Consider the following 25,252-nt stretch of genomic DNA (forward strand, 5'->3'; position numbering starts at 1 on the left):
TACGTACCGACCGGTACGCGCCCGCGCACCACCCCGCACCCTCCCTAGGAGCGCCCGTGACCAGCTGGATCGGCCGGACCGCCGCCGAGATCGCCGCCGCCGTACGCGAGAAGCGGGCCGCTCCCCGGGAGGTGGTGGCGGAACACCTGGCGCGGATCGAGCGCCTCGACGGCCGCATCGGCGCGTTCCGCAAGGTGCTGGCCGACTCGGCGCTCGCGGCCGCCGACGAGCTGGCGAACCGCTCCGATCTGGCCGAACTCCCCCTGGCGGGCGTGCCCGTGGCGGTCAAGGACAATCTGGCCGTGCGCGGCGAGTCCACCCTCATCGGCTCGGTGGCGACCCCGGACACACCGGCCGGCGACGACCATGTCACCGTGGCCCGGCTGCGGGCGGCGGGCGCGGTGGTCGTGGGCCTGACCAATGTGCCCGAGCTGTGCATCTTCGGCACCACGGAGGGCGTGCTCGGCACCTCCCGCAATCCGTGGGACACCTCGCGCACGGCGGGCGGTTCCTCGGGCGGCAGCGCGGCCGCGGTGGCCGCCGGGATGGTCCCGGTCGCCCTCGGCAACGACGGCATGGGTTCGCTGCGCATACCCGCGGCCAACTGCGGCCTCGTCACGCTGAAGCCGGGCCACGGGGTGGTGCCGGCCGGGATCGGCAACGGCGACTGGTTCGGGATGTCGGAGAACGGACCGCTGGCGACCACCGTCGAGGATCTGCGCCTGGTGCTCTCGGTGCTGGCCCAGGAGGAATTCATCCGCCGGGAGGAGCCCGCGACCCGCACCATCGCGGTCTCGCTGCGCAGCCCCCTCGCCGGTGTCGCCGTCACCAAGCCGTATACGACCGCGGTCCGCGAGGCGGCCGGTGTGCTTTCCGGGGCCGGTCACCAGGTGCGGCGGGCGAATCCGCCGTACCCCCTCTCGCTCGGCGTCACCGCGCTCCAGCACTGGACGGCGGGCACGGCGGTGGACGCCGAGGGCCTCGACCCGGCGCGGCTGGCCCGGCGGACCCGGGTGCACGCGGCCGTCGGCCGCCGCTTCGTACGCGGCGTGCGCACCGGCGAGCGGCGCGAACGCCTCCGGAGCCGGCTGACCCCCTTCTTCACCGAGCACGACGTTCTGCTGACCCCGGCCCTGGCCCGCCGCTCCCCCCGGTCGGTGCCCTGGCACGAGCGGGGCTGGCTGCCCAACGTCCTGGCCAACACCAACTACTCGCCGTTGACGCCACCGTGGAACCTCACGGGCTGGCCCGCGATGTCCGTCCCGTTCGGCACCCTGCCCTCGGGCGCGCCCTGCGCCGTACAACTGGTGGGCCGGCCGGGCACCGAGGCGGCCCTGCTGGAGCTGGCCGAGCAGTTGGAGAAGCTGCACCCGTGGCAGCGCACGGCGCCTCTCGACTAGCGCTCGCGTCCCGCGCCCGTCAGCCCAGTGCCTTGTACATGATGTGCAGCCCCACCCGGCCGTGCCGGGGGTGGTCGAACGCCTCCGGCACCGTGCCCAGGATCGTGAAGCCGAGGGCGGTCCAGAGTTTCACGGCGGGATTGGTCTCGACGACGGCGTTGAAGACCATCGCGCGATAGCCCTGCGTCCCGGCCTCGGCCAGGAGGTGTTCGGCGAGGGCACGGCCGATGCCGCGGCCGGCCCGCTCCGGGTCGACCATGAACCCGGCGCCCGCGACGCGCGCGGCGGGGCCGCCGTAGTTCGGGGTGAGATAGGCGGAGCCGACCACGGCGCCGGTGTCGTCCTCGGCGACGTACACCCGCTTGCCCGGGCCCATCCACAGGGACCGGGCCGCTTCCTCCGAGGTGTCCGGGTCCCAGGCGTATGTCTCGGCGGCGGCGACGATCCGGTGCCAGAAGGGCCAGATCCGTGGCCAGTCGTCGGCCACGGCTTCTCTGATCAGCATGGGCGTGAGTCTCGCACGCCCATGCCAGGCGAACGCGATGCGGCCGACCGGTGGGTCAGTCCACGCTCGGCAGGATGTGGGGTTCGGCGAGGTCGTCCTCGTAGCCCGCGAGGCGGATCGGGGCGGACCGGGCCCACACGTCGAGGCTGCCGAGCTCTCCGGGCCTGCGGCCCGCGCGCTCCGTGCGTTCCTTGGGGCGCTGATCGCGATTCGTCTTCTCCGGTGTCACCGCGCACTCCTTATGTGTCGGGTCACCCTCGGGGCGTACCGGTCAGTCTGCGATCCGGTGCCTGACGCCCGCTCGGGTCTGGATTGAAGGCCAGTTCGGACGCGGTGGCGCCGGTTACTCGCAAGGGCAGGCCGTGGTGAACCGGCTTGTCCCGGGACGGACCGTGGGTGTGGGTGGGACCCCGTACTGCTGTCCGTCGGAGTACAGCGTAACCAAATGAGCGGGGGTCCGCTCGATCGGGAGTGCAAACAAGGTGTAACTATCTCGAGTCGCTCGGTACTCCATCAGCACCATTCTGGGACTATTCATTACATATTGCTTGGTTCGGATCACCCACTTGGCGTACATGAGCGACCACGTCGTGCAGTTCAGTTGCCGTTGGCCGCGCCGCAAGCTCGCCATGATCTGCTGAGGTACCGCAACGGCTGTCTCGCGGGAGGACTGACGCATGGAGCTGCGCAGCGTCGAGGAGCTGATGGAGCTGTTGTATGCCTGCCGGCACCAGCACGCGCTGCGGACCGCCGCCCTGCTGCGCCGCAGCCGTCCCGCCGACAAGGAGCTCCAGGTGGCCGGACTGGTGCACGGCATCGGCCGGCTGCTGGGCCCGGGCGACGAGACCGGTCAGGCGGACCGCGCGGCCGACGCGGTACGTCCCCTGCTCGGCGAGCGCGTCTCCCACCTCGTACGCCACCACCGCGGGCCCCTCGGCCTCGCCGACGACGATCTGCAGCGGCTGCGCCAGGCGGACGAGGAGAGCCGCACCGCAGGATTCGACGCCGGGGTCCTGGAGGACTGGCGCACCGTGCTGGAACTGGTGTCGGCCCGGAACTCACCGCTGGGGGCTGTTGACTGACGGTCCGTCATGAGACGGTACGGCGATGACGTCGTCGTACGGGCTCAAGGGCAGGGCGGCCGTCGTCACCGGCGGCACGCGCGGGATCGGGCGCGCCGTCGCGGCAGCCCTTGCGGCCGCCGGGGCGCTGGTGTGCGTGAGCGCGCGGGACCCGGACGAGGTGCGGAGTACGGCGGCCGAGCTGGGCGGCATCGGGCTGGCCGGGAACGTGGCCGACCCGGAGCAGCCGCGGCGGCTGACGGAGCTGGCCCTGCGGGAGTTCGGCCGGCTCGACGTCCTGATCAACAACGCGGCGACCAACCAGCCGTACGGGCCGCTCATGGACGTCGACCCCGAAGCGTGGCGGGAGGCGTTCACGGTGAATGTCGAGGCACCGCTGCGGCTGGTGCAGTGCGCGTGGCGGGGGTGGATGCGCGAGCACGGCGGCGCGGTGGTCAACATCTGCACGGAGGGCGCGGGGCATGTCGGGCCGCACGTGGGGGCGTACGGCACCAGCAAGGCCGCCCTGGTCCATCTCACCCGGCAACTGGCGGGCGAGCTCGCGCCCGGGGTGCGGGTCAACTCCGTCTCTCCCGGCCTCGTCCGCACGGACATGGCCCGGTTCGTGTGGGAGGCGGGCGAGGAGGAGATCGCCGCGGGGCTGCCGCTCGGGCGGATCGGGGAGCCTGAGGACGTCGCGCGGGCGGTGCTGTGGCTGGTCTCGGACGCGGCCGCCTGGGTCACCGGCGCCGATCTGCTGGTGGACGGCGGGACCCGGGTGCGGGCCGCGTCCGGCTCCGGGCCGTACGCGGTGCACGAGCGGCTGCGGCGGGGGCCCGAGATCGAGTCGGCCGCGCGGGCACCCCTGAAGGGCGGCGCACCCGGCGAGGGCCCGCCTGGTGGAATGTGAGCGTGACCTGCACACCGGCCACCGGACTATCGCCCGGGAGCGGGTGTCACCACTTGCCCGGCGCGTAGTCCTTCATGAACACGCCGTACAGGTCGTCGCCCTGCTCGCCGCGCACGATCGGGTCGTAGACGCGGGCCGCGCCGTCGACCAGGTCGAGCGGGGCGTGGAAGCCGGCCTCGGCCAGGCGCAGCTTGTCGTAGTGCGGACGCTCGTCGGTGATCCAGCCGGTGTCGACGGACGTCATGAGGATGCCGTCGGTCTGGAACATCTCCTGGGCGCTGGTTCGCGTGACCATGTTCATGGCCGCCTTGGCGGCGTTGGTGTTCGGGTGCCCGGCACCCTTGTAGCCGCGGCCGAAGACGCCCTCCATCGCCGAGACGTTGACGACGTAGGCACGGCCGCTGGCGGCCTTCTTCGCGGCGTCCGCCATCGCCGGGCGCAGGGCGCTGATCAGGATGAACGGCGACGTGTAGTTGCACAGCTGGGTCTCCAGCAGCTCGACCGGCGAGATCTGGTCGATGGTCTGCACCCAGGTGTTGCTCTCGACGACGTCGGGGACGAGGCCGCCCGCGTCGATGGCGGTGCCGTCGAGGTGCCGGGCGACGCTGGCATTGCCCGCGACGAGCGCGAGGTCGGCGACCTTCTGCGCGTCCAGGCCGCCGGTGCCGAGGGGCAGTGCGGCGATGCCGTCGACGGCGCCGGAGCCGAAGGCGCCGATGACGTGGTGGGCGGGCAGCTCCCCGGCGGGCAGCGGAGCGCTCTCGCCCTCGACCAGGGCCGCGTACGCGGAGGGCAGGCGGCGCACGGTCTGCGTCGCGTTGTTGATCAGGATGTCGAGCGGACCCGCCTCGGCGACCTGCTCGGCGAGGGCCACGGCCTGCGCCGGGTCGCGCAGGTCGATCCCGACGACCTCCAGCCGGTGCATCCAGTCCGCCGAGTCGTCCATGGCCTTGAAGCGGCGGATGGCGTCCTTGGGGAAGCGGGTCGTGATCGTGGTGTGCGCGCCGTCGCGCAGCAGCCGCAGCGCGATGTACATGCCGATCTTGGCGCGGCCGCCGGTGAGCAGCGCGCGCTTGCCGGTGAGGTCGGCGCGGGCGTCGCGCTTGGCCCGGTTCGTCCGGGCGCAGTCCGGACAGAGCTGGTGGTAGAAGTAGTCGACCTCGACGAACCGGGCCTTGCAGGTGTAGCAGGAGCGCGGGCGCTGGAGTATCCCCGCGATCCTGCCCTCCTCGGTGATCGACGACGGCAGGATTCCCTCGGTCTCGTCGTCGATGCGCTGGGCGGAGCCGGTCGCGGTGGCCTCGGTGACCGCCTTGTCGTGGGCGGTCTTGGCGGCCCGGCGCTCCTGGCGGCGGCGCTGCTTGACCGTGCGGTAGATGCCGGCGGTGGCCCTGCGTACCGCGATGGCGTCGGGGTGGTCGACGTCCAGCTGGTCGAGCTCGTCGAGCACACTGAGGCAGACGGCCAGGCGCTCGGGGTCGATGCCGGGGCCGTAGACCGCCTCGTCCTCGGCCATCGGGCCGTCCTGTGTCACCGTCATCGCGCTGCCGTTTCCCTGATCACTGCGCGGCGCTCCGACTCGCGTCCGCTTTCGAACGGGGAATTTTACGGAGCGCCGGGACGAACCGCCAAACCCGGTCCGCAGACCGGTCCCTCAGGGGTCGCAGGCGGCGATCAGTGACTCCAGTTCGTCGGTCACCGCCCGTGCGAGCACGTCGAGGTCCGGCACCGCCCGTGCGTCGGCGACCAGCCCGTAGTGCACCCGGCCGCGGTACGTGGAGATCGCCACTGCCAGGGACTGGCCGGGGGCGAGCGGCGCGAAGGGGTAGACCTCCGTCAGCGGGTGGCCGCCGAGCCGCAGCCCGAGGCCGGGCAGGGGCACGCTGGTGACCAGGATGTCGAACCACAGCCGGGCCGCCTGACCGACCAGCGGGCCGCCGAGGCGGTGGCCGAGCGCGGGCACGTGGTCGGCGAGCAGGGCGACGGCGCCCGCGCCCCGGTTGGGGCCGGCGTCCTTGTTGCGGTTCATCGCCGTACGGACCGTGCCGAGGCGGCTGACGGGGTCGGGGTCGTCGACGGGAAGCCGTATCAGATAGCCGGAGAGCCGGTTGCCCTGTGGGTGCGCGGTGCGCGGGCGGCGCCTGGAGACGGGGATCAGGGCGCGGGGCGCGACCCCCTCGCTGCCGTCGCCGCGCTCGTCGAGCCAGCGGCGCAGGGCGCCCGCGACGACGGCGATGAGCACGTCGTTGACGGTCCCGCCGACGGCCTTGCGGATCCGGTGCACATCGTCGAGGTCCAGGACCACTCCGGCGGTGCGCCGGGTGCCGCTGGGCTCGGCGGTCAGTGCGGAGGAGGTGCGGATACCGAGGGTGGACAGGGCGACGGAGGCGCCGATGTCGAGGGCCCGGCCCATGTCGGACAGCGCGCCTCGCAGCAGGCCGGGCAGTCTGCGCACATCGGGCAGCACACCGCGCGGCGGCTCGATCGGGCGGGGACTGCGCGCCGGCAGCTCCACCGGGTCCAGGACTCCGGCGGCGAGCTTGAGCGCGCGCAGGCCGTCGGCGAGGGCGTGGTGGAACTTGAAGAGCACGGCGAAGGAGACGCCGTCCTCCCCGGGCAGGACATGGGCCTCCCACGGCGGCCGGCCGCGCTCCAGCGGGCGCTCCATGAGCCGGCCCGCGGCGGCGTGGAAGTCGGCGGTCGGGGCATGCAGCCGGACATGGTTCAGCGGGTCGAAGCCGGGGTCGGGCTCGCGGGTGGCGCCGCCGAAGGCCAGGGGCCGGCGCAGGTCCGGTGGCTGCCAGACGTCCCGGATGCGCATTCGCAGTCCCGGCACGGCCGCGGCACGGGCGGCGAGCAGATCGGCCGCGTGGGCACCTGCCGTGGGCGAGTGCGTGGAGAAGACACCGAGTGCGCCGAGATGCATCGGGTGCCGGTCGGACTCGATGTTCCAGAACGCCAGGTCGAGGGGAGCGAGCAGGTCAGCAGTCAAGGGCTTGCCTCGCGTCGACGGTGGGTGGGCAAGAAGTCAACCTCCCACAAGCAATTACGGTCAAGTACGATCAGGCTACGCTCAGTTAACAGCAGATTAAGTCCCGCCCTCAGTGAAACGGGCGGGACTCAAGAGCCGCCTGAGGTCACTTCAGCACCGGTGGCGCCGCCTCTCGTGACGTACCCCACTCGGACGGGTCGGGCCCGACGGTGAAGGCGAGTTGACGCAGGGAGCGCAGCGCATCGGTCGTCAGATAGGTCCGGCCGTAGGGCGATCCGTCCGTGCGGGCCGACTGGACGTAGCGGTCGGTGGCCGAGGTGCCCGGCGCGGTCACGGTCAGCCGGCCGCCCGGCCAGTAGCGGCGGTCCAGGGCGAGGTCGACCCGGTCGAAGACGGGTGTGGACAGACCCCAGGTGCCGTATCCGGGCTGGACCGGGAAGAGCCCGATCGACGACAGCACGTTCCAGGCGGACATCGTCCCCAGGTCGTCGTTCCCGGTCATGCCGGTCGGCGAGTCCGTGAAGAGCGTCAGTGCCGCGTGCACCACGTCGGTGGTCTTCCAGGGCTGCCCGGTCGACAGATAGGTGTACGGGGCGATGAGGTCGGGCTCGTTCTGCGGGTTGTACGTGGCCGCGTTGTAGTAGGCGTACGCGTTGCCGTGCACCCACGCCTCGCGCGCGGTGCGCTCGGGGTCGGCCAGCAGCCGGTCGTAGGCGAAGAACGCGTCGAGCCGGTCGTTCGCCGCCCGTTCGCCGCCGATCAGTCCGATCATGCCCGGCAGGTCCTGCGGCACCAGCCACTGGTACTGCCAGGCGGTGCCCTCGTGGAAGCCCACGCTCAGGGCCGGGTCGTCCGGTCCGGCGAAGGCACCGGAGGCGTCCCTGGCCCGGAAGAACCCGGTCGAGGGGTCGAAGATGTTGCGGTAGTTGCGGGAGCGGGCCGCATACCGCTCGGCGTCCGCGACGTGGCCGAGGCCGCGTGCCATCTGCGCCAGCATGGCGTCGGACAGGGCGTACTCCAGGGTGACCGAGGCCCCCTGGTGGTAGTCCGAGTCGCCCAGCTTGGTCTGCGGGCGGCCCTTGACGTAGGGCGCGAAGCCGTTCGCGATGTACTCGGCGTTGGCCTCGCGGCCCGCGATCGGCAGGCCGGCGGGCGGCACACCGTCGGCGTTGCGGCGCAGCAGCCGGTAGGCCTGTTCCTCATGTCCCTTCAGCAGGCCCTGCTGGTAGGCGGTGGTCAGGAACGGGGTGACCGGGTCGCCGGTCATGATGTTCGTCTCGACCGTGCCGTAGCCCCACTTGGGCAGCCATCCGCCCTCCTCGCCGACCCTCAGCACCGACAGCGCCATGTCGCGGGCCTCCTGGGGCGCGAGCAGGGCGAGGAGCTGGCACTGGGTGCGGTAGGTGTCCCACAGGGACCAGTTCTGGTAGTAGGTGAATCCCTGGGCGCGGTGGACGCGCAGGTCCCAGCCCCGGTAGCGGCCGTCGGCGTCGCTGCCGGTGTTCGGGGCCAGGAAGGACCGGTACAGGGACGAGTAGAAGGTGCGCCGCAGGGTCTGCCCGCCGCCCTGGACACGGACGGTGCCGAGGCGCTCCTCCCAGGCCCGCCGGGCCGCGTCGCGTACCGCGTCGAAGGAACGGCCGCCCTCCGCGCGGAGGTTGACCGCCGCTCCGTTCGCGTCGACGTAGGACAGGGCGGTGGTCGCCGTGACGGTACGGTCCCTGGTCGCGTCGAAGCGGACGTAGGCGCCGCCCTTCCCGGTCCGCGAGCCGGGCGTGACGGACTTGCCGTCCCAGGTGCCGTACGCGGTGAAGGGCCGGTCGAAGCGGGTGATCGTGTAGACCGTGTACGGCAGGGTGTCCCGGCAGAATCCGTGGCCGGTGACGGCGGTGCGCACCGTGCGGTCGTCCAGCACCTCCACCTCGGCGGAGACCTTCTTGTGCAGCGACTGGCCCGCGTTGAGCAGGACATTGGCCTTGTCGGTGGCAGGGAAGGCGAAGCGCTGGACGCCGGTACGCGCGGTCGCGGTGAGTTCGGCTCCGATGCCGGACGCCAGGCCCACCCGGTAGTAGCCGGGGCTCGCCGTCTCGTCCTCGTGCCGGAAGGCGGCGGCGTACTTCGCGTTGTCCGTCTGTGTGACGTCGCCGGTGGTCGGCAGGACGGGCAGGTCACCGCCGATCCGGCAGCCGACGCCCGAGAGGTGGACCAGGGAGAAGCCTCGGATGCGGTTCTGGGAGTAGTCGTAGCCGGTGCTGTGCCCGGTGTCCGGCGAGAGCTGCACCATGCCGAAGGGCATGGCCGCGCCGGGGAAGGTGTTGCCCTCGTCCTGGGTCCCGATGAACGGGTTCACCAGGTCGGTGAGGTGATCGCCGGTCGGCTCGGCGGCACCTGCGGCAGGGGCGGCGAGCAGCGCGGACGCTGTCATCACCCCGGCCAGGCACAGCCGCGGGTGCCGGGTCCGTCTCATGTCGGATGACCTCCGATGGTTCGACATCGCTGTCTGCATCGTGAGGGTCGGAGATCCGAAACCCGGGCATCCAGGGTTAATTGAACAAAACGCGTCGCGTCAGAAGAGGGAGCCACCAAACAGGCGTACGAGACCTACGGGACCCGCTGCCCCTTCCCGAGCGCGATCACTCCGCCCTTGGACACCGTGTAAAGCTCGGTGTCCCGCTCGGGATTGACGCCGATGGTCGCGCCGGGCGGCACCTCGACGTTCTTGTCGAGGACGGCACCGCGCACGACCGCGCCCCGGCCGATGTGGACGTTGTCGTGCAGGATCGAGCCCTGGACGACGGCGCCCGGGTCGACCACCACGCCGGGTGACAGGACGGACCGGGTGACCTGACCGCGGATCAGGCAGCCCGAGCTGATGATGGACTCGCCGGCCATGCCGCCGGCGCTGAAGCGGGCCGGGGAGAGCTGGCCCGAGTGGGTGTAGATGGGCCAGCTGCGGTTGAAGAGGTTGAAGGCGGGGCGCTCGGCGATCAGGTCCATATGGGCGTCGTAGTAGGCGTCGAGGGTGCCGACGTCCCGCCAGTAGCCCTTGTCCCGGGTGGTCTCGCCGGGGACGTGGTTGTCGCTGAAGTCGTACAGCTGTGCCTCGCCCCGGGCGGTGAGCTGGGGCAGGATCGAACCTCCCATGTCGTGCACGGACTGCTCGTCCTCGGCGTCCCGCTGCAACGCCTCGATCAGCGCCTTGGTGGTGAAGATGTAGTTGCCCATCGAGGCGAAGACGCACTCCGGGTCGTCCGCCAGGCCCGGGGGGTCGGCGGGCTTCTCCAGGAAACGCTCCACACTCTGCCCGTCCGAACCGGGGGTGATCACCCCGAAGGAGGAGGACTCCGCCCGCGGCACACGGATGCCCGCGACCGTCACACCCGCGCCGCCCTCGACGTGCTGCGCCAGCATCTGGCGCGGGTCCATGCGGTAGACGTGGTCGGCGCCGAACACGACGACGTAGTCGGGCTGTTCGTCGTGGACGAGGTTGAGCGACTGCAGGATCGCGTCCGCGCTGCCCAGGTACCACCGCGGGCCCAGCCGCTGCTGCGCCGGCACCGGGGTGATGTAGTTGCCGAGCAGGCTGGACATCCGCCAGGTGGTGGTGATGTGCCGGTCCAGCGAGTGCGACTTGTACTGGGTCAGCACACAGATGCGCAGGATGTCGGCGTTGACGAGGTTCGAGAGCACGAAGTCGACGAGCCGGTAGGTCCCGCCGAAGGTGACCGCGGGTTTGGCCCGGTCCGCGGTCAGGGGCATCAGCCGCTTGCCCTCGCCGCCCGCCAGCACGATTCCGAGAACTGAAGGTCCTCCACGACGCATGGCCGCTCCCCCTCACCCTGGTTGCCCCATGCCTGCCCCCGGGAAAGGCGTGCTAAGCCTGCTTGAGGATCTCCTCGTACAGCCGGACCGTTCGCCGGGCCACCGTGTCCCAGCCGAACTCGCCCACCGCGCGTTCCCGTCCGGCCTCCCCCATCCGCCGGGCCGTCTCCCGGTCGCCGACGACCGTGTCCAGCGCCCGCGCCAGGCCCGCCTCGAACTCCCCGGCATCCTCGCCCTCCTTGTGCACGGGGACGAGCAGGCCCGTCACACCGTCCTCGACGACCTCGGGAATCCCGCCGACCCGGGAGGCCACGACGGGCGTGCCGCAGGCCATCGCCTCCAGGTTGACGATGCCGAGCGGTTCGTACACCGAGGGGCAGGCGAACACGGCGGCGTGCGTGAGGAGTTGGATGACGTCCGCGCGCGGCAGCATCTGCGGGATCCAGTGCACCCCCTCGCGGACCCGGCTCAGCTCCTGGAACAGGTCGCGGAACTCCCGGTCGATCTCCGGGGTGTCGGGCGCGCCCGCGCACAGCACGACCTGTGCCGCCGGGTCGATGTTCCGCACCGCGCGCAGCAGATGGGGCACGCCCTTCTGCCGGGTGATCCGGCCGACGAACAGCACATAGGGGCGGTCCGGGTCCAGGCCGACACGGGTGAGGACGTCGGTGCCGTGGTCCGGCCGGTAGAGGGTGGTGTCGATGCCGTTGTGCACGACGTGGACCCGCGCCGGGTCCAGCGCGGGGTAGCAGCCGAGGATGTCCTCGCGCATCGCCGCCGACACGGCGATCACAGCGTCGGCGGCCTCGATCGCGGTGCGCTCGGCCCAGCCGGACAGGGCGTACCCGCCGCCGAGTTGCTCGGCCTTCCAGGGGCGCAGCGGCTCCAGCGAGTGGGCGGTCAGCACGTGCGGGGCGCCGTACATGAGCTTGGCGACGTGGCCGGCGAGATTGGCGTACCAGGTGTGGGAGTGGACGAGTTCGCGGCCTTCGAGGGCCGCGGCGATGGAGAGGTCCACGGAGAAGGTGCGCAGTGCGTCGTTGGCGGTGTCGAGCGCGGACCAGGGCCGGTGGCGTACGACGCCCACTGCGCGGCCCTCGCCCCAGCAGTGCACCTCCAGGTCGACCAGCGGCCTCAACTCCCGCGCCAGGAACTCGACATGGACGCCCGCGCCGCCGTACACGTCCGGGGGGTACTCCCGGCTCAGCAGTCCCACTCGCACCTGCAACCCCCTGGTCTCACCGGCCGGTCCCCTCATGGTCACCCAGATGCGGCGCCCGGGGAAGAGCACGGTGGCCGTGTGAAACAACAGTCACCGCAGACCCCGCCGCCGGGTACCCGGTAGTAGAGGCAGCAGCTGCGGCGCCGGAAGGAGGTGCCGGTGAGGGTGCCGGTGTCCGTCAGGAGGGGGTGGGTGAAGAGTTCGGCGGTGAGTGTGCGGGCCCGGTCGGCCACGTCGCCGCGGCCGTTGCCGCGGGCCCACCGGTCGAGCTCGCGGGCCGCTCCGGCGAGCGCCGAGCCCGCGTTGCCCCACAGGAGGCCGGCCGCGAGGCCGTACCGGGCTCTCAGGGCTTCCCCTAGGGGCTCCAGATGGCCCCGCAGCACGGCAGCGGCGAGGGCGGCGGCGTTCCCGGGGTTCCCGGGCAGCGGGCGCGGCTCGGTCAGCCACAGGTCGTCGGGGGCGACGGCGGCCGGGTCCCAGCGCAGCAGGTGGGGGTCCAGGTCGGGGAGGCGGCCGTACAGGGCGGCGCAGCCGAGGGCCGGCGACCACAGGCGGGCCGCGAGCGCCTGATGGGCGATCGAGGCCGCCACCCGGGACTCCCGGGTGCGGAGGCGGTGTGCGACGGTCTCGACGCGGAACGTCAGCGTGTTGTCGTCGACATCCGCCGTCGCTTTTTCGTAGGTTTCGGCAAGTGTGGGCAGCCCTCCCGGTGTTGCCCCGGCCGCTCCTCCTGCCGTGCGCAGGACGAAGAAACCACCGAGCGGGCGGAGCGCGGCAAGGTCCGGGTCGAGGTCCACGAGCAGCAGTAGTACCAGGGGCGGTAGCAGCGTGCCCCCGAGGGTCTCCACCCTGTGTCGCCCACCCTGGGGATGATCGGGGTCCAGGCGTACTCCATCGGCAGTAGGACCCATTGCCTGCTCAGGTACGACGACGGGAAGAACTCGACACGGCAGAGTGTTGGCCATGCAAGCAGACCGTTCGTCGAACCGGGCCCAGGGCCCCGGCCTCACGCAGAGGAACAGCTCATGAGCGCCCTCGCGGTGTCCGTGCTGCTGTCGTTCGTCTCCGCCGTCGCGTACGCGGGCGGAGCGATCGTGCAGGAGCAGGTCGCGGTGTCCTCCCCCGACGGGCAGTATGCGCCGCTGCGCCGCCTCAGCTGGTGGGCGGCGGTGGCGTTGAACGGGCTCGGCGGGCTGCTCCACGTGGTGGCGCTGGCCTATGGCCCCCTCAGTCTGGTGCAGCCGCTGGGCGCCCTGACCATCGTGTTCGCGCTGCCCATGGCGGCCCTGTTCGTCGGCCGCAAGGCCGGGGCGACCGCCTGGCGGGGCGCGATCATGGCGACGGTCGGCCTCGCCGGTCTGCTCTCCCTGGTCGGCTCGTCCGACGCCACGTCCCTCGACGCCGCGCAGCGCGTGGCCGTGGCCATGGTCACCGGCGGGGCGGTCGTCGCGCTGATGCTCGCGGGCCGGGCCGCGCACCGGCACCCGGCGGTGCGCAGCGTGCTGCTCGCCACCGCGTCCGGCATAGCGTTCGGCATGTCGTCCGTGTTCACCAAGACCGTGGCCGTCGACTGGACCGGCGGCGCCTCCCTCGAGGAACTGCCGTCGCTGGCCGTGATCGGTGTGTTCGCGGTCGCCGGTGTACTGCTGTCGCAGGCCTCCTACCGCGGCGGCGGCCTCGCGGCGCCGCTCGCCACCCTGACCGTGGTGAACCCGGTGCTCGCGGCCGCGGTCGGCATCACGATGTTCGGCGAGACCTTCCGCCACGGCACCACGGGCACCGCGCTCGCCCTGAGCTGCGGTGTGGTGGCGGCGGGTGGTCTGATCCTGCTGACCACGGAGCGGCTGGAGCACACCCCCCGTACGACGGAGCCGCTGCCCGAGACCGGACCGGCCCCGCTCGCGCCGGCCGCGCCCGCCCTCGCCCTCGCCGAGCCGGCACCCGCCGGAACACCGTCGGTCGTCCTGCCCCAGCAGCGGGTCGCATCGGCCCTGGAGGAGTTGGAGGAACTGGAGGAGTTGGAGGAACTGGAGGAGTTGGCGGACCTGGAGGAGTTGGCGGACCTGGAGGAGATCCTGGACGACACCCCCCTGGACGACGTCCTCGTACCGGCGGCGGACGGGACACGCGGCGACAGCACCGAGGAGCCCTCGGACCCCTACCTCCTCGTGCCCACCTACAGCCCCTTCTACACGGGCGTCTATGTACCGCTGCCCGTCGTGAACCGGCACCGCACCGGCGTGGAGCGGCACCGCATCAGGGTCAGATCCTGACGCCACCGGCCCGGAGATAGGCGACCGGGTCGATGTCCGTACCGAAACCGGGTCCGGTCCGCACCTCGAAGTGCAGATGCGGGCCCGTGGTGTTTCCGGTGGAGCCCGAGCGGCCGATGCGCTGCCCCGCGGAGACCGGCTGCCCGGCCTTCACGGAGATGGCCGACAGATGGGCGTACTGGGTGTAGCGCCCGTCGGCGTGCCGGATGACGACCTGGTAGCCGAAGGAGCCGCCCCAGCCGGCCGCGACCACCTGTCCGGCGGCGACCGCCCGCACGGAGGTGCCGGTGGGCACGGGGAAGTCGACGCCGGTGTGGTAGCCCTTCGACCAGTGGGAACCTGCCTGGTGGTAGGGCGTGCCCATGGCCGCGTGGACCGGGGCGACCAGGGAGTGGCCGCTCGTGGACGTCGTGCGGGTGCCCTCGGACGAGGACTTCTTCGTTCCCGGAGCCGACCTCGAAGGGTGCTTCGAAGCAGGCTTCTTCGTCGAGGGCTTGGCCGGGGTGTGGGTGTCGCTGCCCGCCGCCGGGGCGGCCTTGCCGCGCAGGTTCAGTCGCTGCCCCGGCAGGATCAGATCGGGATCGGACCCGATGGTCGTGCGGTTGGCGGAGTAGAGCCGGTGCCAGCCGCCCGGTACGTGCCGCTCCTCGGCGATGCCGGAGAGCGTGTCGCCGTGCACGACGGTGTACATCTCGGCCTTGCCCGCCCGGGACTGGGGCGTGGTCTGCGGCTGTACGTCGCGCACCGAGCTCCCGGCGCTCTTGGTGGGCCGGGTCGAGACGCTCTCGGTGTGGACGTCGGGGGCGGAGCCGTCCCGGGTGAGTCCGGCCCGCACCGAGCAGACCGGCCAGGCGCCGGGGCCCTGCCCGTCGAGCACCTTCTCGGCGACCGCGATCTGCTGGTCCCTGGTGGCCAGGTCCGCGCGCGGGGCGTACTTGGTGCCGCCGTAGGCCTCCCAGGTGGACCCGGTGAACTGCAGTCCGCCGTAGTAGCCGTTGCCGGTGTTGATGCTCCAGTTTCCGCTGGACTCGCAGGCGGCGACCTTGTTCCAGGTGGCCGCGTCGGCCGCGCCGGCGGTCCCGGCGGCCACCAGTGGGATCGCCATGCCGGCGCCGCCCGCCGTGACGGTGAGTGAGGCGCGGTTGATCCTGTTCGGCTGGTACCGGCGGTGCCGGCCGCGTACGGCCATGGAGAGCCCCCTCGACATGCGTCAGGAGGGGCAAAAGTAAGCGCGGCGAACAGGCCATGACAAGACGGCAATCGGGCCACTGGTCACCGCAAGTGGCCAGGAATCGGCCCTCGTTGGCCGGATCGGCCGAACCGGCTGAGGCGCTGGGCACCTTCCGTGCGTACTCAAGCCTGGCGGGTCGGATGTGCGGTCGCCGTACCGGCACGTCAGGATGGTCGCAGGGCAATACTGACGAGCACGCCCGGCACCACCCTTGTTGTTTTGCAGGATCCAGCGGATCCACCGGATCTTTGAGGAGCAGGCGGTATGAGCACTTCAGCGCAGATCGGCGTCACGGGTCTCGCGGTCATGGGCCGCAACCTCGCGCGGAACTTCGCGCGCAACGGCTACACGGTCGCCGTGCACAACCGTACGGTGTCGCGGACGAAGGCGCTGGTGGAGGAGTTCGGGAACGAGGGGGACTTCATCGGGGCCGAGACCGCCGAGGAGTTCGTGGCGGCCCTCGAGCGGCCGCGCCGGCTGGTCATCATGGTCAAGGCCGGCGGCCCGACGGACGCGGTGATCGAGGAGTTCGCCCCGCTGCTGGAGCCCGGTGACATGATCATCGACGGTGGCAACGCGCACTTCGCGGACACCCGCCGCCGTGAGAAGGCGCTGCGCGAGCAGGGCATCCACTTCGTCGGCATGGGCGTCTCCGGCGGCGAGGAGGGCGCGCTGCACGGGCCGAGCATCATGCCGGGCGGCCCGAAGGAGTCGTACGACTCGCTCGGCCCGATGCTGGAGAAGATCTCGGCGAAGGCGGCGGACGGCGCGCCCTGCGTCACGCACGTCGGCCCGGACGGCGCCGGTCACTTCGTGAAGATGGTGCACAACGGCATCGAGTACGCCGACATGCAGTTGATCGGCGAGGCCTACCAGTTGCTGCGCGATGTCGCCGGGTACTCCCCCGCGCAGATCGCGGACATCTTCCGGACCTGGAACACGGGCCGTCTGGACTCCTATCTGATCGAGATCACGGCGGAGGTCCTGTCGCACGTGGACGGGGCGACCGGCAAGCCGTTCGTCGACGTCGTGGTGGACCAGGCCGAGCAGAAGGGCACCGGCCGCTGGACCGTCCAGATCGCCCTCGACCTCGGCGTCCCGGTCTCCGGAATCGCGGAGGCGGTCTTCGCCCGCTCGCTGTCCGGCCACGCGGCGCTGCGCGAGGCCTCGCGGGGTCTTGCCGGGCCGAAGCCCACGGCACTGTCCGAGTCCGAGGCGGCGGCCTTCGCCGACCGGGTGGAGCAGGCGCTGTACGCCTCGAAGATCGTGTCGTACACCCAGGGCTTCCACGAGATCGCCGCGGGCAGCGACGAGTACGACTGGAACATCGACCTCGGCGCGGTCTCCTCGATCTGGCGCGGCGGCTGCATCATCCGGGCGGCCTTCCTGGACCGTATCCGCGCCGCCTACGACGCCCGGCCCGACCTGCCGAGCCTGCTCTCCGACGAGACGTTCGCGCAGGAGATCGCGGCCGCCCAGGACGACTGGCGCGAGGTCCTGATCGCCGCCACCCGCCAGGGCGTGGCGACCCCGGGCTTCGCCGCGGCCCTCGCCTACTACGACGGGCTGCGCGCCGAGCGCCTGCCCGCCGCCCTCACGCAGGGGCAGCGGGACTTCTTCGGGGCGCACACGTACCGGCGGGTGGACCGGGACGGTTCCTTCCACACGCTGTGGGGCGGGGACCGGTCCGAGGTGTCCGCGTAGGGACCGCCCGGCACGGCCCTGCGGCGTCCCGGCCCCGTGCCCCCTTCCGGGGGCCCGGGGCCGGGTGCGTTTCAGGTGAGCGGTGGGCCCGGTTCGGGGTTCGGGACCGGTTCGGGGCCCGGGGGGATCGGCGACGGGGACGGCTCCGGGGGCGGGGTCGGCCGGGGGCCGGGCGGGGGCTCCGGGGGCGGCGGCTGGGGAGCCGGCGGTGGTTCGGGGGCCGGGACCGGGTTGGGGGGCGGCTCCGGGTGCTGGGGGTCCGGGCCGGGGGTGGGCCCGGGCCCGACGGGTTCCGGATAGGGGGTCGTCATGGTGTCCTCCGGCCAGTCGCTCGACATCGCCTCTGGACTCATCCCCCACCTACCCGACGCCCGCTCCGCCACTCACCCGTGGGCGGCAACGCGGGGGCCCGGGTGGGCTTGCCGGGGGGAGGATGCTCAGGAATTCGGGTAGCCCCGGACCACCGCGTCGGCTCCGGCCACCGCTTCGGCCCCCGCCGCCAGACCCGGCCGCGGGCTCGACAGCACCGGAAGCGCGGTCGTCGTCAGCCGCTGGGCCGGGGCCATCGAGGCCTGGGCCAGGACGATCGCGTCGGCGCCGGTGACGGCGTCGGCGGCGGCCGCCACCCGGCGTACGTACCCCTCGTCGTCGCCGGCCTCGAAGCGGGCCCAGGCGCCCTCGACGAGCAGGGTGCGTACGGTGACGTCCCGCCCCGCCCGGCGGGCCTCCTCGTCGACCAGGGCCGCGGTCGGGCCGAGCGTGCTCTCAAGGGCGGCCAGGACGAGGACGCGGGGGCCCGCCGCCACGGCCGCGGCGGCCATCGGCCGGTCGACGCGCAGCACCGGCACCCCCGCCCCGGCGGCGGCCGCCTCCGCGACCCCGCCGATGGTCGAGCAGGTGCACAGCACGGCCCGTGCCCCGTCGGCCACGGCCCGCTCCACCAGGGCACCCACTACCGGCGCCGCCGCCTCCGGACCGTCCCGCCTGGCCCGCTCCAGCAGCCCTTCGTCGACGAAGTGCCGTAGTTCCAGGCCCTGGTGGTATTCGTCGCGCAGGGCGTCGAAGACCGGGACGTGCACGGGTGAGGTGTGCAGAAGAGCGAGCGACGCGGGCATCAGAACCGGCCCGGCTGCGCCACCAGCCACTCCTTCACGGCCCGCCGCAGCTCGGGATCGGGCGTCGGGGCCACGTCGGGGTGGCGTTCGGCCCACTTGGTGACGTACGGGCACAGGGGCGCCACCGGTACGCCCTCGCGCGCGGCGAGGGCGTACAGCTCACGGGCCAGGGAGCCGGCGCCGCCCTTCCCCTCGTGGACCGGTTCCACGATCGTGTGGACGGGAACCAGGGCGCGCTCGGGGGATTCGAGGACGAAGTACTCGATCCGTCCGACCACTTCGCCGTCGCCGACGGCTTCCAGGCGGCCCGCCGCCCGCTCGTCCCGGATCCCGATGTCACTCATGGCCACGCACGCTCCTGGTCGTCCGTCCGCCGGTCAGGCCGGGACGGCCTGCGGGCTGCGCTCCTGGTCAGAGCCCGGCACCGGCTCGGACGGGTCGGCGCCGAGGGCCACGATCCGGTTGTCCCCATCGACGTGCACCACCCGGGGCCGCAGCGCCCGCGCCTCGGCGTCGGTCACCTGGGCGTAGCTGATGATGATCACCAGGTCGCCGGGGTGGACGAGGTGGGCGGCCGCGCCGTTGATGCCGATGACACCGGAACCGCGCTCGCCCTCGATGACGTACGTCTCCAGGCGGGCGCCGTTGGTGATGTCGACGATGTGGACGAGCTCGCCGGGCAGCAGATCCGCCGCGTCGAGCAGGTCCGCGTCGATGGTCACCGATCCCACATAGTGCAGGTCGGCCTGGGTGACGGTGGCTCGGTGGATCTTGGACTTGAACATGGTACGCAACATCGGGGGTACTCCTGAAAGTAGGCTCCCTGCCTGCGTTTTTGCAGGTCAAGGGCTGTTTCCACACACTACAGCCAGTCGTATGTTCGGGCAGCTCTCCCCGGGTTTCTCAGGACTGATGCTGACCGAATGGCGCCTTTCCTGGTGGGGCGTCAGACGCCCGGAAGGGCTACTCGGGATCGGTGTCACTCCCCGGGTCGCCCCTCCGTACTACCGAGAACAGCGTACGCAACGGCCCCCGAGGGCCTCCGTGACGATCACCACAGATGCTTCGCCACCCCATGCTCAGGTCGACCAGGATCCCTGGTCCCCGGGCCGACGAGCGGCACGCGTCGTTCGCGCCGATCAGCACCGTCACCGACTCGGGGCCGCGGGTGGCCGCCTGGGCCATCTGCTCCGGCAGGTCCGCCATCCGGGCACCGGTCACCGCGTAGTTCCAACCGGTTCCGGCGGCTGGGCGGGCGGCCGGGTCCGTGGGCGGCGCCGGTCAGCTGCCGAGCGTCCCCGGAGCCGCCTGCTCGGCCCAGATGACCTTGCCGTCCTTGGTGTAGCGCGTGCCCCAGCGCTCGGCGAACTGGGCCACGAGGAAGAGGCCCCGTCCGCCCTCGTCCGTACTGACCGCATAGCGCAGATGCGGCGAGGTGCTGCTGTGGTCGGAGACCTCGCAGATGAGCGCACGGTCGCGGATCAACCGCGCCTTGATGGGTCCGGTGGCGTGGCGCATGGCGTTGGTGATCAGTTCGCTGCAGATCAGCTCCGTGGTGTCCACGAGGGCCTCCAGCTCCCACTCCATGAGCCGGGCGGAGACGGCAGCGCGTACGCGGCGAACGGCGGCAGGGTCGCACTCCACGGCCCACTCGGCGACCTGCCCGGACCCCAGCACCCGCGTACGGGCGACGAGCAGCGCGATGTCGTCGCTCTGGAGCTCCGGGAGCAGGGCGTCGAGCACGGCGTCGCAGGTCTCCTCGGGCGACTGGTCCGCGCGCGCCAGCGTCTCGCGGAGCAGCCGCAGCCCGGTGTCGACGTCCAGGTCGCGGCGCTCGACGAGGCCGTCGGTGAACAGGACGAGCCTGCTGCCCTCGGGCAGATGCAACTCGGCGCACTCGAAGGGCAGTCCGCCGATGCCGAGGGGAAGGCAGGACGGCACGTCCAGGAACTCCACCGTCCCGTCGGGCTGTACGAGCGCGGGCGCCAGGTGTCCGGCGCTGGCGATGGCACAGTTGCCGGACACGGAGTCGTAGACCGCGTACAGGCAGGTGGCGCCGGTTACGGTGGTCTTGTCGCCGGCCGCGATCGCGTCCTGGTCGATAAGGGTGACCAACTCGTCGAGGTGGCTGAGGAGTTCGTCGGGCGGCAGGTCCAGGGGGGTGGAGAAGTTGTGCACGGCGGTGCGCAGCTGCCCCATGGTGGCTGCGGCGTGCAGTCCGTGCCCGACGATGTCGCCCATGACCAGCGCCACCCTGGCGCCCGGCAGCGGGATGACATCGAACCAGTCGCCGCCGACTGCCTGCGCGGGGAGGTAACGGGAAGCGACCTCGACGGCGTTCTGTTCGGGCAGCGCGCGCGGCAGCAGTCTCCGCTGCAGCGCCACGGCCAAGCCGTGCTCGCGGGTGTAGCGGCGTGCGTTGTCGAGGGACACGGCGGCTCGGGTGGCCAGTTCGGCCGCGAGGGAGAGATCGTCCTGATCGAAGGGCTCGGGCTTCTCGGAGCGCCAGAAGTGGACGACGCCCAGCAGCACGCCCCGGGCGGACAGCGGCGCCGTGATGAGTGAATGGATCCCGTAGTCGATGATGCGGGAGCCCCGCGCGGGGTCCACCTCCTGCCATCGCGTGGCATCACGCAGACGAGGCACCAGGACCGCCTGCCCGCTCTCGACGCTGCGGGCCTGTGGCGAGGACGGCCCGAAAGTGATCAGGTCGCCGACGGCGAAGAAGGGAGCGTCGTCGCGAATGCCGCTGACGGCCGCGCGCTGCATCCGCTTACTGCCGGTGCTTGTGCCGTTCGTCCCCAGTTCCTCATGGCGCAACACGGACTCGGCAAGGTCGACGGTGACGTAGTCGGCGAAGCGCGGAACCGCGACCTGCGTCAGCTCTTCGGCTGTACGGGTCACATCGAGGGTGGTGCCGATGCCGCCGGTCGCGTCGTAGAGCAACTTCAGCCGCCACCGGACCAGCTCGACCCGCTGCGACGCCTCGCCGATCATCTCCATCACTTCATCGGTGCCGACCTCCTCCTCTCCGGCCACCGCGGCGACCGCAAGCCGCGCGGACGCGGCGCCTACCGAACCAGCGAGCTGGGCTTCCGCGTGATGGACCAGCTCCGGCGGCGCTTCGGCTGCCAGTGAGTCGGGCCTCGTTCCAGGGTAGGAGCGCAACGCCCGCTGGGCGCCCTCGCGCCCGAGGAAGCGCTCCAGCAGGGTCTGCAGTTCGCCGACCGTGGCACGGACCTGCCAGCGCCGCTCCCTGACGGGCTCTTCGAGGATTTCGACGAACTGCTCCGCCTGCGCCCGCTCGGCAGCGTCCGGTCGGTCCACGAGGGAGACTGCGACATACCCCCCGAAGTTCAGCAGTACACTCCAGAACATCGCATGGCTGATCGGGTCCATTCCCGCCAGGCCGAACAGCTGCTGTGGCCGGAGCAGCCCAATGCCGAGCGGGCCCTCCCGCAAGAAGGAAGCAGACAGCAACCCGGCATCGGCGAAGGTCGGCAGCACGAGGGTGTACGCCCACACGGCGAACCCCGCCACCAGGCCGACCAGCACGCCCCGGCGGGTACCACCCTTCCAGAACAGGCCGCCCAGGATGGCGGGCGCGAACTGTGCCACAGCCGCGAACGACACCAGGCCGATCGACACCAATGCCGTCTGCTCGCCTGCAACCCGAAAGTACGCGTACCCGAGCAGCAGGACCAGCACGATGGTCGCCCGGCGAATGCCCAGCACCAGCCCGGCGAGGTTGTCCCGGTGCGCCAGCCGGGATTTGCTGCGCAGCAGCAGCGGCATCACGAGTGAGTTCGACACCATGGTGCTGAGCGCGGTCGTCTCGACGATGACCATGCTGGTGGCCGCGCTGAGGCCGCCGATGAAGACGAGCAGTGCGAGTGCCTGCTGACCTCCGGCCATCGGCAGGGTCAGCACATAGGTGTCGGCGTCGACGGCCTTTCCGAACCGCAGAAGCCCGCCGGCTGCGATCGGAAGCACGAAGATGCTGATCGCGAGCAGGTACAGAGGGAACAGCCACATCGCCCGTTTGAGGTGCCTCTCGTCGACGTTCTCGACAACGCTGATCTGCCACTGCCGGGGCAGCAGCACGATCGCCAGCATGGACAGCACCGTGAGCCAGACCCACATGCCGTAGCCGGTCTGCTCGCGCAGCGTGAACAGCGTGGTGAAGCCGGCGTCCGCGGCCCGGGAGAACAGGTCGTGGAGCCCCCCGAACATCCAGAAGGCCACAAAAATCCCGGCCGAGAGGAACGCCACGAGCTTGACCACGGACTCGAACGCGATGGCGGCGACCATGCCCTCGTGGCGTTCGGTGGCGTCCAGATGACGTGTGCCGAAGACGATGGCGAACGCGGCGAGCACCAGCGCCGCGTACAACCCGGTGTCCTGCAACAGCGGGATATGGCTCAGCTTCGGTCCGGAGGTGACCTCGGGGTGCCGCCGAATGACCGCAAAGGTGATGGAGACCGCCTTGAGCTGCAGCGAGATGTAGGGAACAACCCCCACCACAGCGATGATCGTCACCAGACAACCCAGCGCGGTGCTCTTGCCGTAGCGGGCGGAGACGAAGTCGGCCAGCGAGGTGACCCGGTGCCGGTGGCTTATCCGGATGATTCTGCGCAGCACCAGCCAGCCCAGCGCGAGCATGAGCGTCGGCCCCAGGTAGATCGGCAGGAAGCCGACTCCAGCCCTGGCGGCCCAGCCCACACTGCCGTAGTACGTCCACGAGGTGGCGTACACGCCGAAGGACAGCGCGTAGATCGTCGCATTGTTGATGATGCTCCGACCGGAATCCGCCCGCCGGTCACCGTAGAAGGCCACAGCGAAGAGCAGGCCCAGGTACCCGGCCGAAACAGCGACGATGAACCAGGTCTGGAGCACGGCCTACCTCGATCTGCCACCGATCACGGCGACCAGAGCGATCACGATCGCCCAGACGAGAAACAGGTAAGCCGCGAGAACGGGGACGCCGAAGACCATGCCCATGCGATCGAACACCGCCAGGAACGGCGGAACGATCAGCACGAACCCCAACGCCGCTACGGCCGTCAGGCGCAGACTGAGCTGCTCGTCGTCTCGCGACTCCGCCATGAGCCGCCTCCACATCCTCAATGTCATGCTTTGTGACGTACACCCGAACTTGACCGATACCATACGACGGCGTTGATCGGCGCCGTAGTGACGCGCACTCTGCTCAGTTCAACACGGCACCGAGACGCCCGCTACCTCGCCGAACCGCCACACCCACCACCTGCTGTGCGTGCAGGACAGCCGGTCGACCCTGGCATGCCCATTGAAGATCCGCCATCGTGAAACTGCTGGTCATGGGTCTGGCGTCAGTCGTTGATCGTGTTCTCGTGCTGGTCGCGGGTGGTTGTCGGAGCTCAAGATCGCTGCCTCCTCGGCGATCACGGATCCGCGGATTTCCCGGCCTGCGCGAGGCACCCGGCGCTGGTGGCGCATGACGCCGCAGGCACGGGACGTGTTCCAGCGGCATCTGAAGAGGGTGCGGGAGCGGCTGTTGGGAGCGAACCGGCCTGAGCGGTGAGGGGACACGGCCCCGGGCGCCGTCGCCTGCCCTTCGACGGTGCCCGGGGCCCTGTCGCCGTCCGGGTGAGGTCGTCCCCCGCGTCACTCCGCGGCGGTCAGGCAGCGCTCCTCGAACGCGCGGTACGCGGCGACGTCGGTCGTTTTGGAGTTCAGGACGGTGCCGAGCCATCCCAGCAGGAACCCGACCGGGACGGAGACGATGCCCGGGTTCTGCAGGGGGAACCAGGCGACGTCCGCCGAGGGCAGCAGGGACGCCGGCGTGGAGGAGACGAGCGGGCTGAAGGCGACCAGCACGAGGGAGCAGCCGAGGCCGCCGTAGAGACCGAGGAGCGCACCGCCCGCGGTGAAGCGGGGCCAGAACAGCGTGTACACGATGGTCGGCACGAGGGAGGAGGCGGCGATGGCGAAGGCGAGGAAGGCGAGCGAGGCCGCGTTCCAGTCCCCGGCCAGCAGGGCGATGAGCAGATAGCTGCCCACGACGGTGACCCCGGCCGGTATCCCGAAGGCGAGGCGGAGGCGGCGCAGTTCGCGCAGGTCCGCGGGCGGCGGCCCGGACTGGGCCGCCGTCGCCGGGGTGCCGCCCGGTTCGCGGTGCGCGGCGGGCCGGGGGTAGGGATTCACCGCGTCACCGCCGCCAGGGCCGAGCGCATCCGGTCGGAGACCTCCGGCACCGTGCCCGTCGCGTCCACGGGAAACAGCAGTTCCCGGTCCGCGTACCACCGCAGCAGCGGGACGGTCTGCTCCGCGTACACCGCGAGGCGCCGCCGAACGGTCTCCTCGGTGTCGTCGGCGCGCCTGACGAGGGCGCCCGCGCACCCGTCGCAGCGGTCCGGGACGCGGGGCGGGGAGAACACCGTGTGCACGGTCGTCCCGCACGCCGGACACATGCGCCGGCCCGTCAGCCGCTGCACGATCTCCTCGTCCGGCAGGTCGAGGGCGATCACCGCGTCGAGCACGGTCTCGTCCTCCCCCAGGGCCTGCGCCAGGAGTTCGGCCTGCCGTACGGTCCGGGGGAAGCCGTCGAGCAGGAAGCCGTCCCCCGCGTCGGGTTCGCGCAGACGCCGCGTGACGATGGTGGTGGTGAGCTCGTCGGGCACCAGCTCACCGGCTTCCGTGTGCTGCCGGACCAGTTCACCCAGCGCGGTTCCCCGGCTGGTCTCCGCACGGAACAGGTCCCCGCTGGAGATCGCCGGGACGGACAGACGGCCGGCCAGGACACGGGCCTGGGTGCCCTTGCCCGCGCCCGGGGGGCCGATCAGAACGATGCGCATCTCAGTTCCTGTTCCGTGGTCAGTCTTCGGCCGGCGCGGCGGGGAGCTTCGCCTGGATCAGGTCCATGACGCCGGAGTCGGTGAGGGTGGTGACGTCTCCGAGCTGGCGGTTCTCGGCGACGTCGCGCAGCAGCCGGCGCATGATCTTGCCGGAGCGGGTCTTGGGCAGTTCCGCGACGGG

Annotated in this window: 21 protein-coding genes and 1 pseudogene; 5 read left to right on the forward strand and 17 right to left on the reverse strand. The window is 71.6% G+C overall.

What is annotated here, in order from left to right; all coding sequences use genetic code 11:
* Window positions 1-56 precede the first annotated feature (56 nt).
* Window positions 57-1,400 carry an amidase gene (locus tag ACZ4EG_RS10980; protein WP_467790388.1) on the forward strand — a complete coding sequence of 448 codons (1,344 nt, stop codon included), beginning with the start codon at window positions 57-59 and terminating at the stop codon, window positions 1,398-1,400.
* 19 nt (window positions 1,401-1,419) lie between these two features.
* On the opposite strand, the gene ACZ4EG_RS10985 is transcribed toward ACZ4EG_RS10980, so the two are convergent.
* Window positions 1,420-1,905 carry a GNAT family N-acetyltransferase gene (locus tag ACZ4EG_RS10985; protein WP_467790389.1) on the reverse strand — a complete coding sequence of 162 codons (486 nt, stop codon included), beginning with the start codon at window positions 1,903-1,905 and terminating at the stop codon, window positions 1,420-1,422.
* A gap of 55 nt (window positions 1,906-1,960) precedes the next feature.
* Entirely contained in the window at window positions 1,961-2,134 is a 174-nt protein-coding gene (locus ACZ4EG_RS10990) for a hypothetical protein (RefSeq protein WP_110633937.1), read from the reverse strand.
* 448 nt (window positions 2,135-2,582) lie between these two features.
* Here ACZ4EG_RS10990 and ACZ4EG_RS10995 point away from each other — a divergent pair, with 448 nt between their 5' ends.
* Both ACZ4EG_RS10995 and ACZ4EG_RS11000 read left to right on the forward strand, forming a co-directional pair.
* The gene (locus ACZ4EG_RS10995) at window positions 2,583-2,987 is read left to right on the forward strand and encodes an HD domain-containing protein (RefSeq protein WP_467790390.1); all 405 of its coding nucleotides are present in this window, start codon (window positions 2,583-2,585) and stop codon (window positions 2,985-2,987) included.
* Window positions 2,988-3,012: 25 nt separating this feature from the next.
* Window positions 3,013-3,876 (forward strand): SDR family oxidoreductase, encoded by an 864-nt coding sequence (locus ACZ4EG_RS11000; protein WP_467790391.1) that lies wholly within the window; start codon window positions 3,013-3,015, stop codon window positions 3,874-3,876.
* A gap of 46 nt (window positions 3,877-3,922) precedes the next feature.
* Here ACZ4EG_RS11000 and ACZ4EG_RS11005 read toward each other — a convergent pair whose 3' ends face one another.
* From ACZ4EG_RS11005 to ACZ4EG_RS11030, 6 genes are all read right to left on the reverse strand, one after another.
* Entirely contained in the window at window positions 3,923-5,416 is a 1,494-nt protein-coding gene (locus ACZ4EG_RS11005; RefSeq protein ID WP_467790392.1) for an SDR family NAD(P)-dependent oxidoreductase, read from the reverse strand.
* 114 nt (window positions 5,417-5,530) lie between these two features.
* A complete protein-coding gene (locus tag ACZ4EG_RS11010) occupies window positions 5,531-6,868 on the reverse strand; it encodes a wax ester/triacylglycerol synthase family O-acyltransferase (protein ID WP_467790393.1) in 1,338 nt (445 codons plus the stop codon).
* Window positions 6,869-7,013: 145 nt separating this feature from the next.
* Window positions 7,014-9,335: a GH92 family glycosyl hydrolase gene (locus tag ACZ4EG_RS11015; RefSeq protein ID WP_467790394.1), complete on the reverse strand. Its 2,322-nt coding sequence runs from the start codon at window positions 9,333-9,335 to the stop codon at window positions 7,014-7,016.
* A 134-nt stretch (window positions 9,336-9,469) separates the two neighbouring features.
* On the reverse strand, window positions 9,470-10,690 hold the full coding sequence (gene glgC, locus ACZ4EG_RS11020) for a glucose-1-phosphate adenylyltransferase (protein WP_467790395.1): 1,221 nt from the start codon (window positions 10,688-10,690) through the stop codon (window positions 9,470-9,472).
* A 52-nt stretch (window positions 10,691-10,742) separates the two neighbouring features.
* Window positions 10,743-11,912 (reverse strand): glycogen synthase, encoded by a 1,170-nt coding sequence (gene glgA, locus ACZ4EG_RS11025; protein ID WP_467790396.1) that lies wholly within the window; start codon window positions 11,910-11,912, stop codon window positions 10,743-10,745.
* A gap of 38 nt (window positions 11,913-11,950) precedes the next feature.
* Complete coding sequence (locus tag ACZ4EG_RS11030) at window positions 11,951-12,727, reverse strand: (2Fe-2S)-binding protein (protein ID WP_467790427.1); 777 nt, start codon at window positions 12,725-12,727, stop codon at window positions 11,951-11,953.
* 210 nt (window positions 12,728-12,937) lie between these two features.
* On the opposite strand from ACZ4EG_RS11030, the gene ACZ4EG_RS11035 reads away from it, so the two are divergent.
* Window positions 12,938-14,185 (forward strand): DMT family transporter, encoded by a 1,248-nt coding sequence (locus ACZ4EG_RS11035; RefSeq protein WP_467790397.1) that lies wholly within the window; start codon window positions 12,938-12,940, stop codon window positions 14,183-14,185.
* Here the strand turns inward: ACZ4EG_RS11035 and ACZ4EG_RS11040 are convergent.
* A complete protein-coding gene (locus tag ACZ4EG_RS11040; RefSeq protein ID WP_467790398.1) occupies window positions 14,175-15,374 on the reverse strand; it encodes a transglycosylase family protein in 1,200 nt (399 codons plus the stop codon). The two genes, ACZ4EG_RS11035 and ACZ4EG_RS11040, sit on opposite strands and share 11 nt — an antisense overlap.
* A 306-nt stretch (window positions 15,375-15,680) precedes the next feature.
* Here ACZ4EG_RS11040 and gndA point away from each other — a divergent pair, with 306 nt between their 5' ends.
* A complete protein-coding gene (gndA, locus tag ACZ4EG_RS11045) occupies window positions 15,681-17,120 on the forward strand; it encodes an NADP-dependent phosphogluconate dehydrogenase (protein ID WP_467790399.1) in 1,440 nt (479 codons plus the stop codon).
* Between the two features lie 437 nt (window positions 17,121-17,557).
* Here the strand turns inward: gndA and ACZ4EG_RS11050 are convergent, their stop codons facing one another.
* The 8 genes and pseudogenes from ACZ4EG_RS11050 to ACZ4EG_RS11085 all read right to left on the reverse strand — a co-directional run bounded on the left by ACZ4EG_RS11050 (window position 17,558) and on the right by ACZ4EG_RS11085 (window position 25,071).
* Window positions 17,558-18,235: an aspartate/glutamate racemase family protein gene (locus ACZ4EG_RS11050; protein WP_467790400.1), complete on the reverse strand. Its 678-nt coding sequence runs from the start codon at window positions 18,233-18,235 to the stop codon at window positions 17,558-17,560.
* Entirely contained in the window at window positions 18,235-18,579 is a 345-nt protein-coding gene (locus ACZ4EG_RS11055) for a GNAT family N-acetyltransferase (RefSeq protein WP_467790401.1), read from the reverse strand. Before ACZ4EG_RS11055 ends, ACZ4EG_RS11050 begins: the two co-directional genes overlap by 1 nt.
* A 33-nt stretch (window positions 18,580-18,612) precedes the next feature.
* Window positions 18,613-19,032, reverse strand: a complete 420-nt coding sequence (gene panD, locus ACZ4EG_RS11060) for an aspartate 1-decarboxylase (RefSeq protein ID WP_390705696.1) — start codon at window positions 19,030-19,032, stop codon at window positions 18,613-18,615.
* Between the two features lie 310 nt (window positions 19,033-19,342).
* Window positions 19,343-19,483, reverse strand: a pseudogene (locus ACZ4EG_RS11065) (SGNH/GDSL hydrolase family protein); the annotation flags it as partial.
* A 33-nt stretch (window positions 19,484-19,516) separates the two neighbouring features.
* Entirely contained in the window at window positions 19,517-23,131 is a 3,615-nt protein-coding gene (locus tag ACZ4EG_RS11070; RefSeq protein ID WP_467790402.1) for a SpoIIE family protein phosphatase, read from the reverse strand.
* Window positions 23,132-23,134: 3 nt separating this feature from the next.
* Window positions 23,135-23,341: a hypothetical protein gene (locus tag ACZ4EG_RS11075; RefSeq protein ID WP_390705694.1), complete on the reverse strand. Its 207-nt coding sequence runs from the start codon at window positions 23,339-23,341 to the stop codon at window positions 23,135-23,137.
* A 540-nt stretch (window positions 23,342-23,881) separates the two neighbouring features.
* Window positions 23,882-24,421 carry a sodium:solute symporter family transporter gene (locus tag ACZ4EG_RS11080; protein ID WP_467790403.1) on the reverse strand — a complete coding sequence of 180 codons (540 nt, stop codon included), beginning with the start codon at window positions 24,419-24,421 and terminating at the stop codon, window positions 23,882-23,884.
* Entirely contained in the window at window positions 24,418-25,071 is a 654-nt protein-coding gene (locus tag ACZ4EG_RS11085) for an adenylate kinase (RefSeq protein WP_467790404.1), read from the reverse strand. The genes ACZ4EG_RS11080 and ACZ4EG_RS11085 overlap by 4 nt, the downstream gene beginning before the upstream one ends.
* Between the last annotated feature and the right edge of the window lie 181 nt (window positions 25,072-25,252).

The sequence above is a fragment of the Streptomyces sp. NPDC025638 genome (assembly GCF_055558775.1).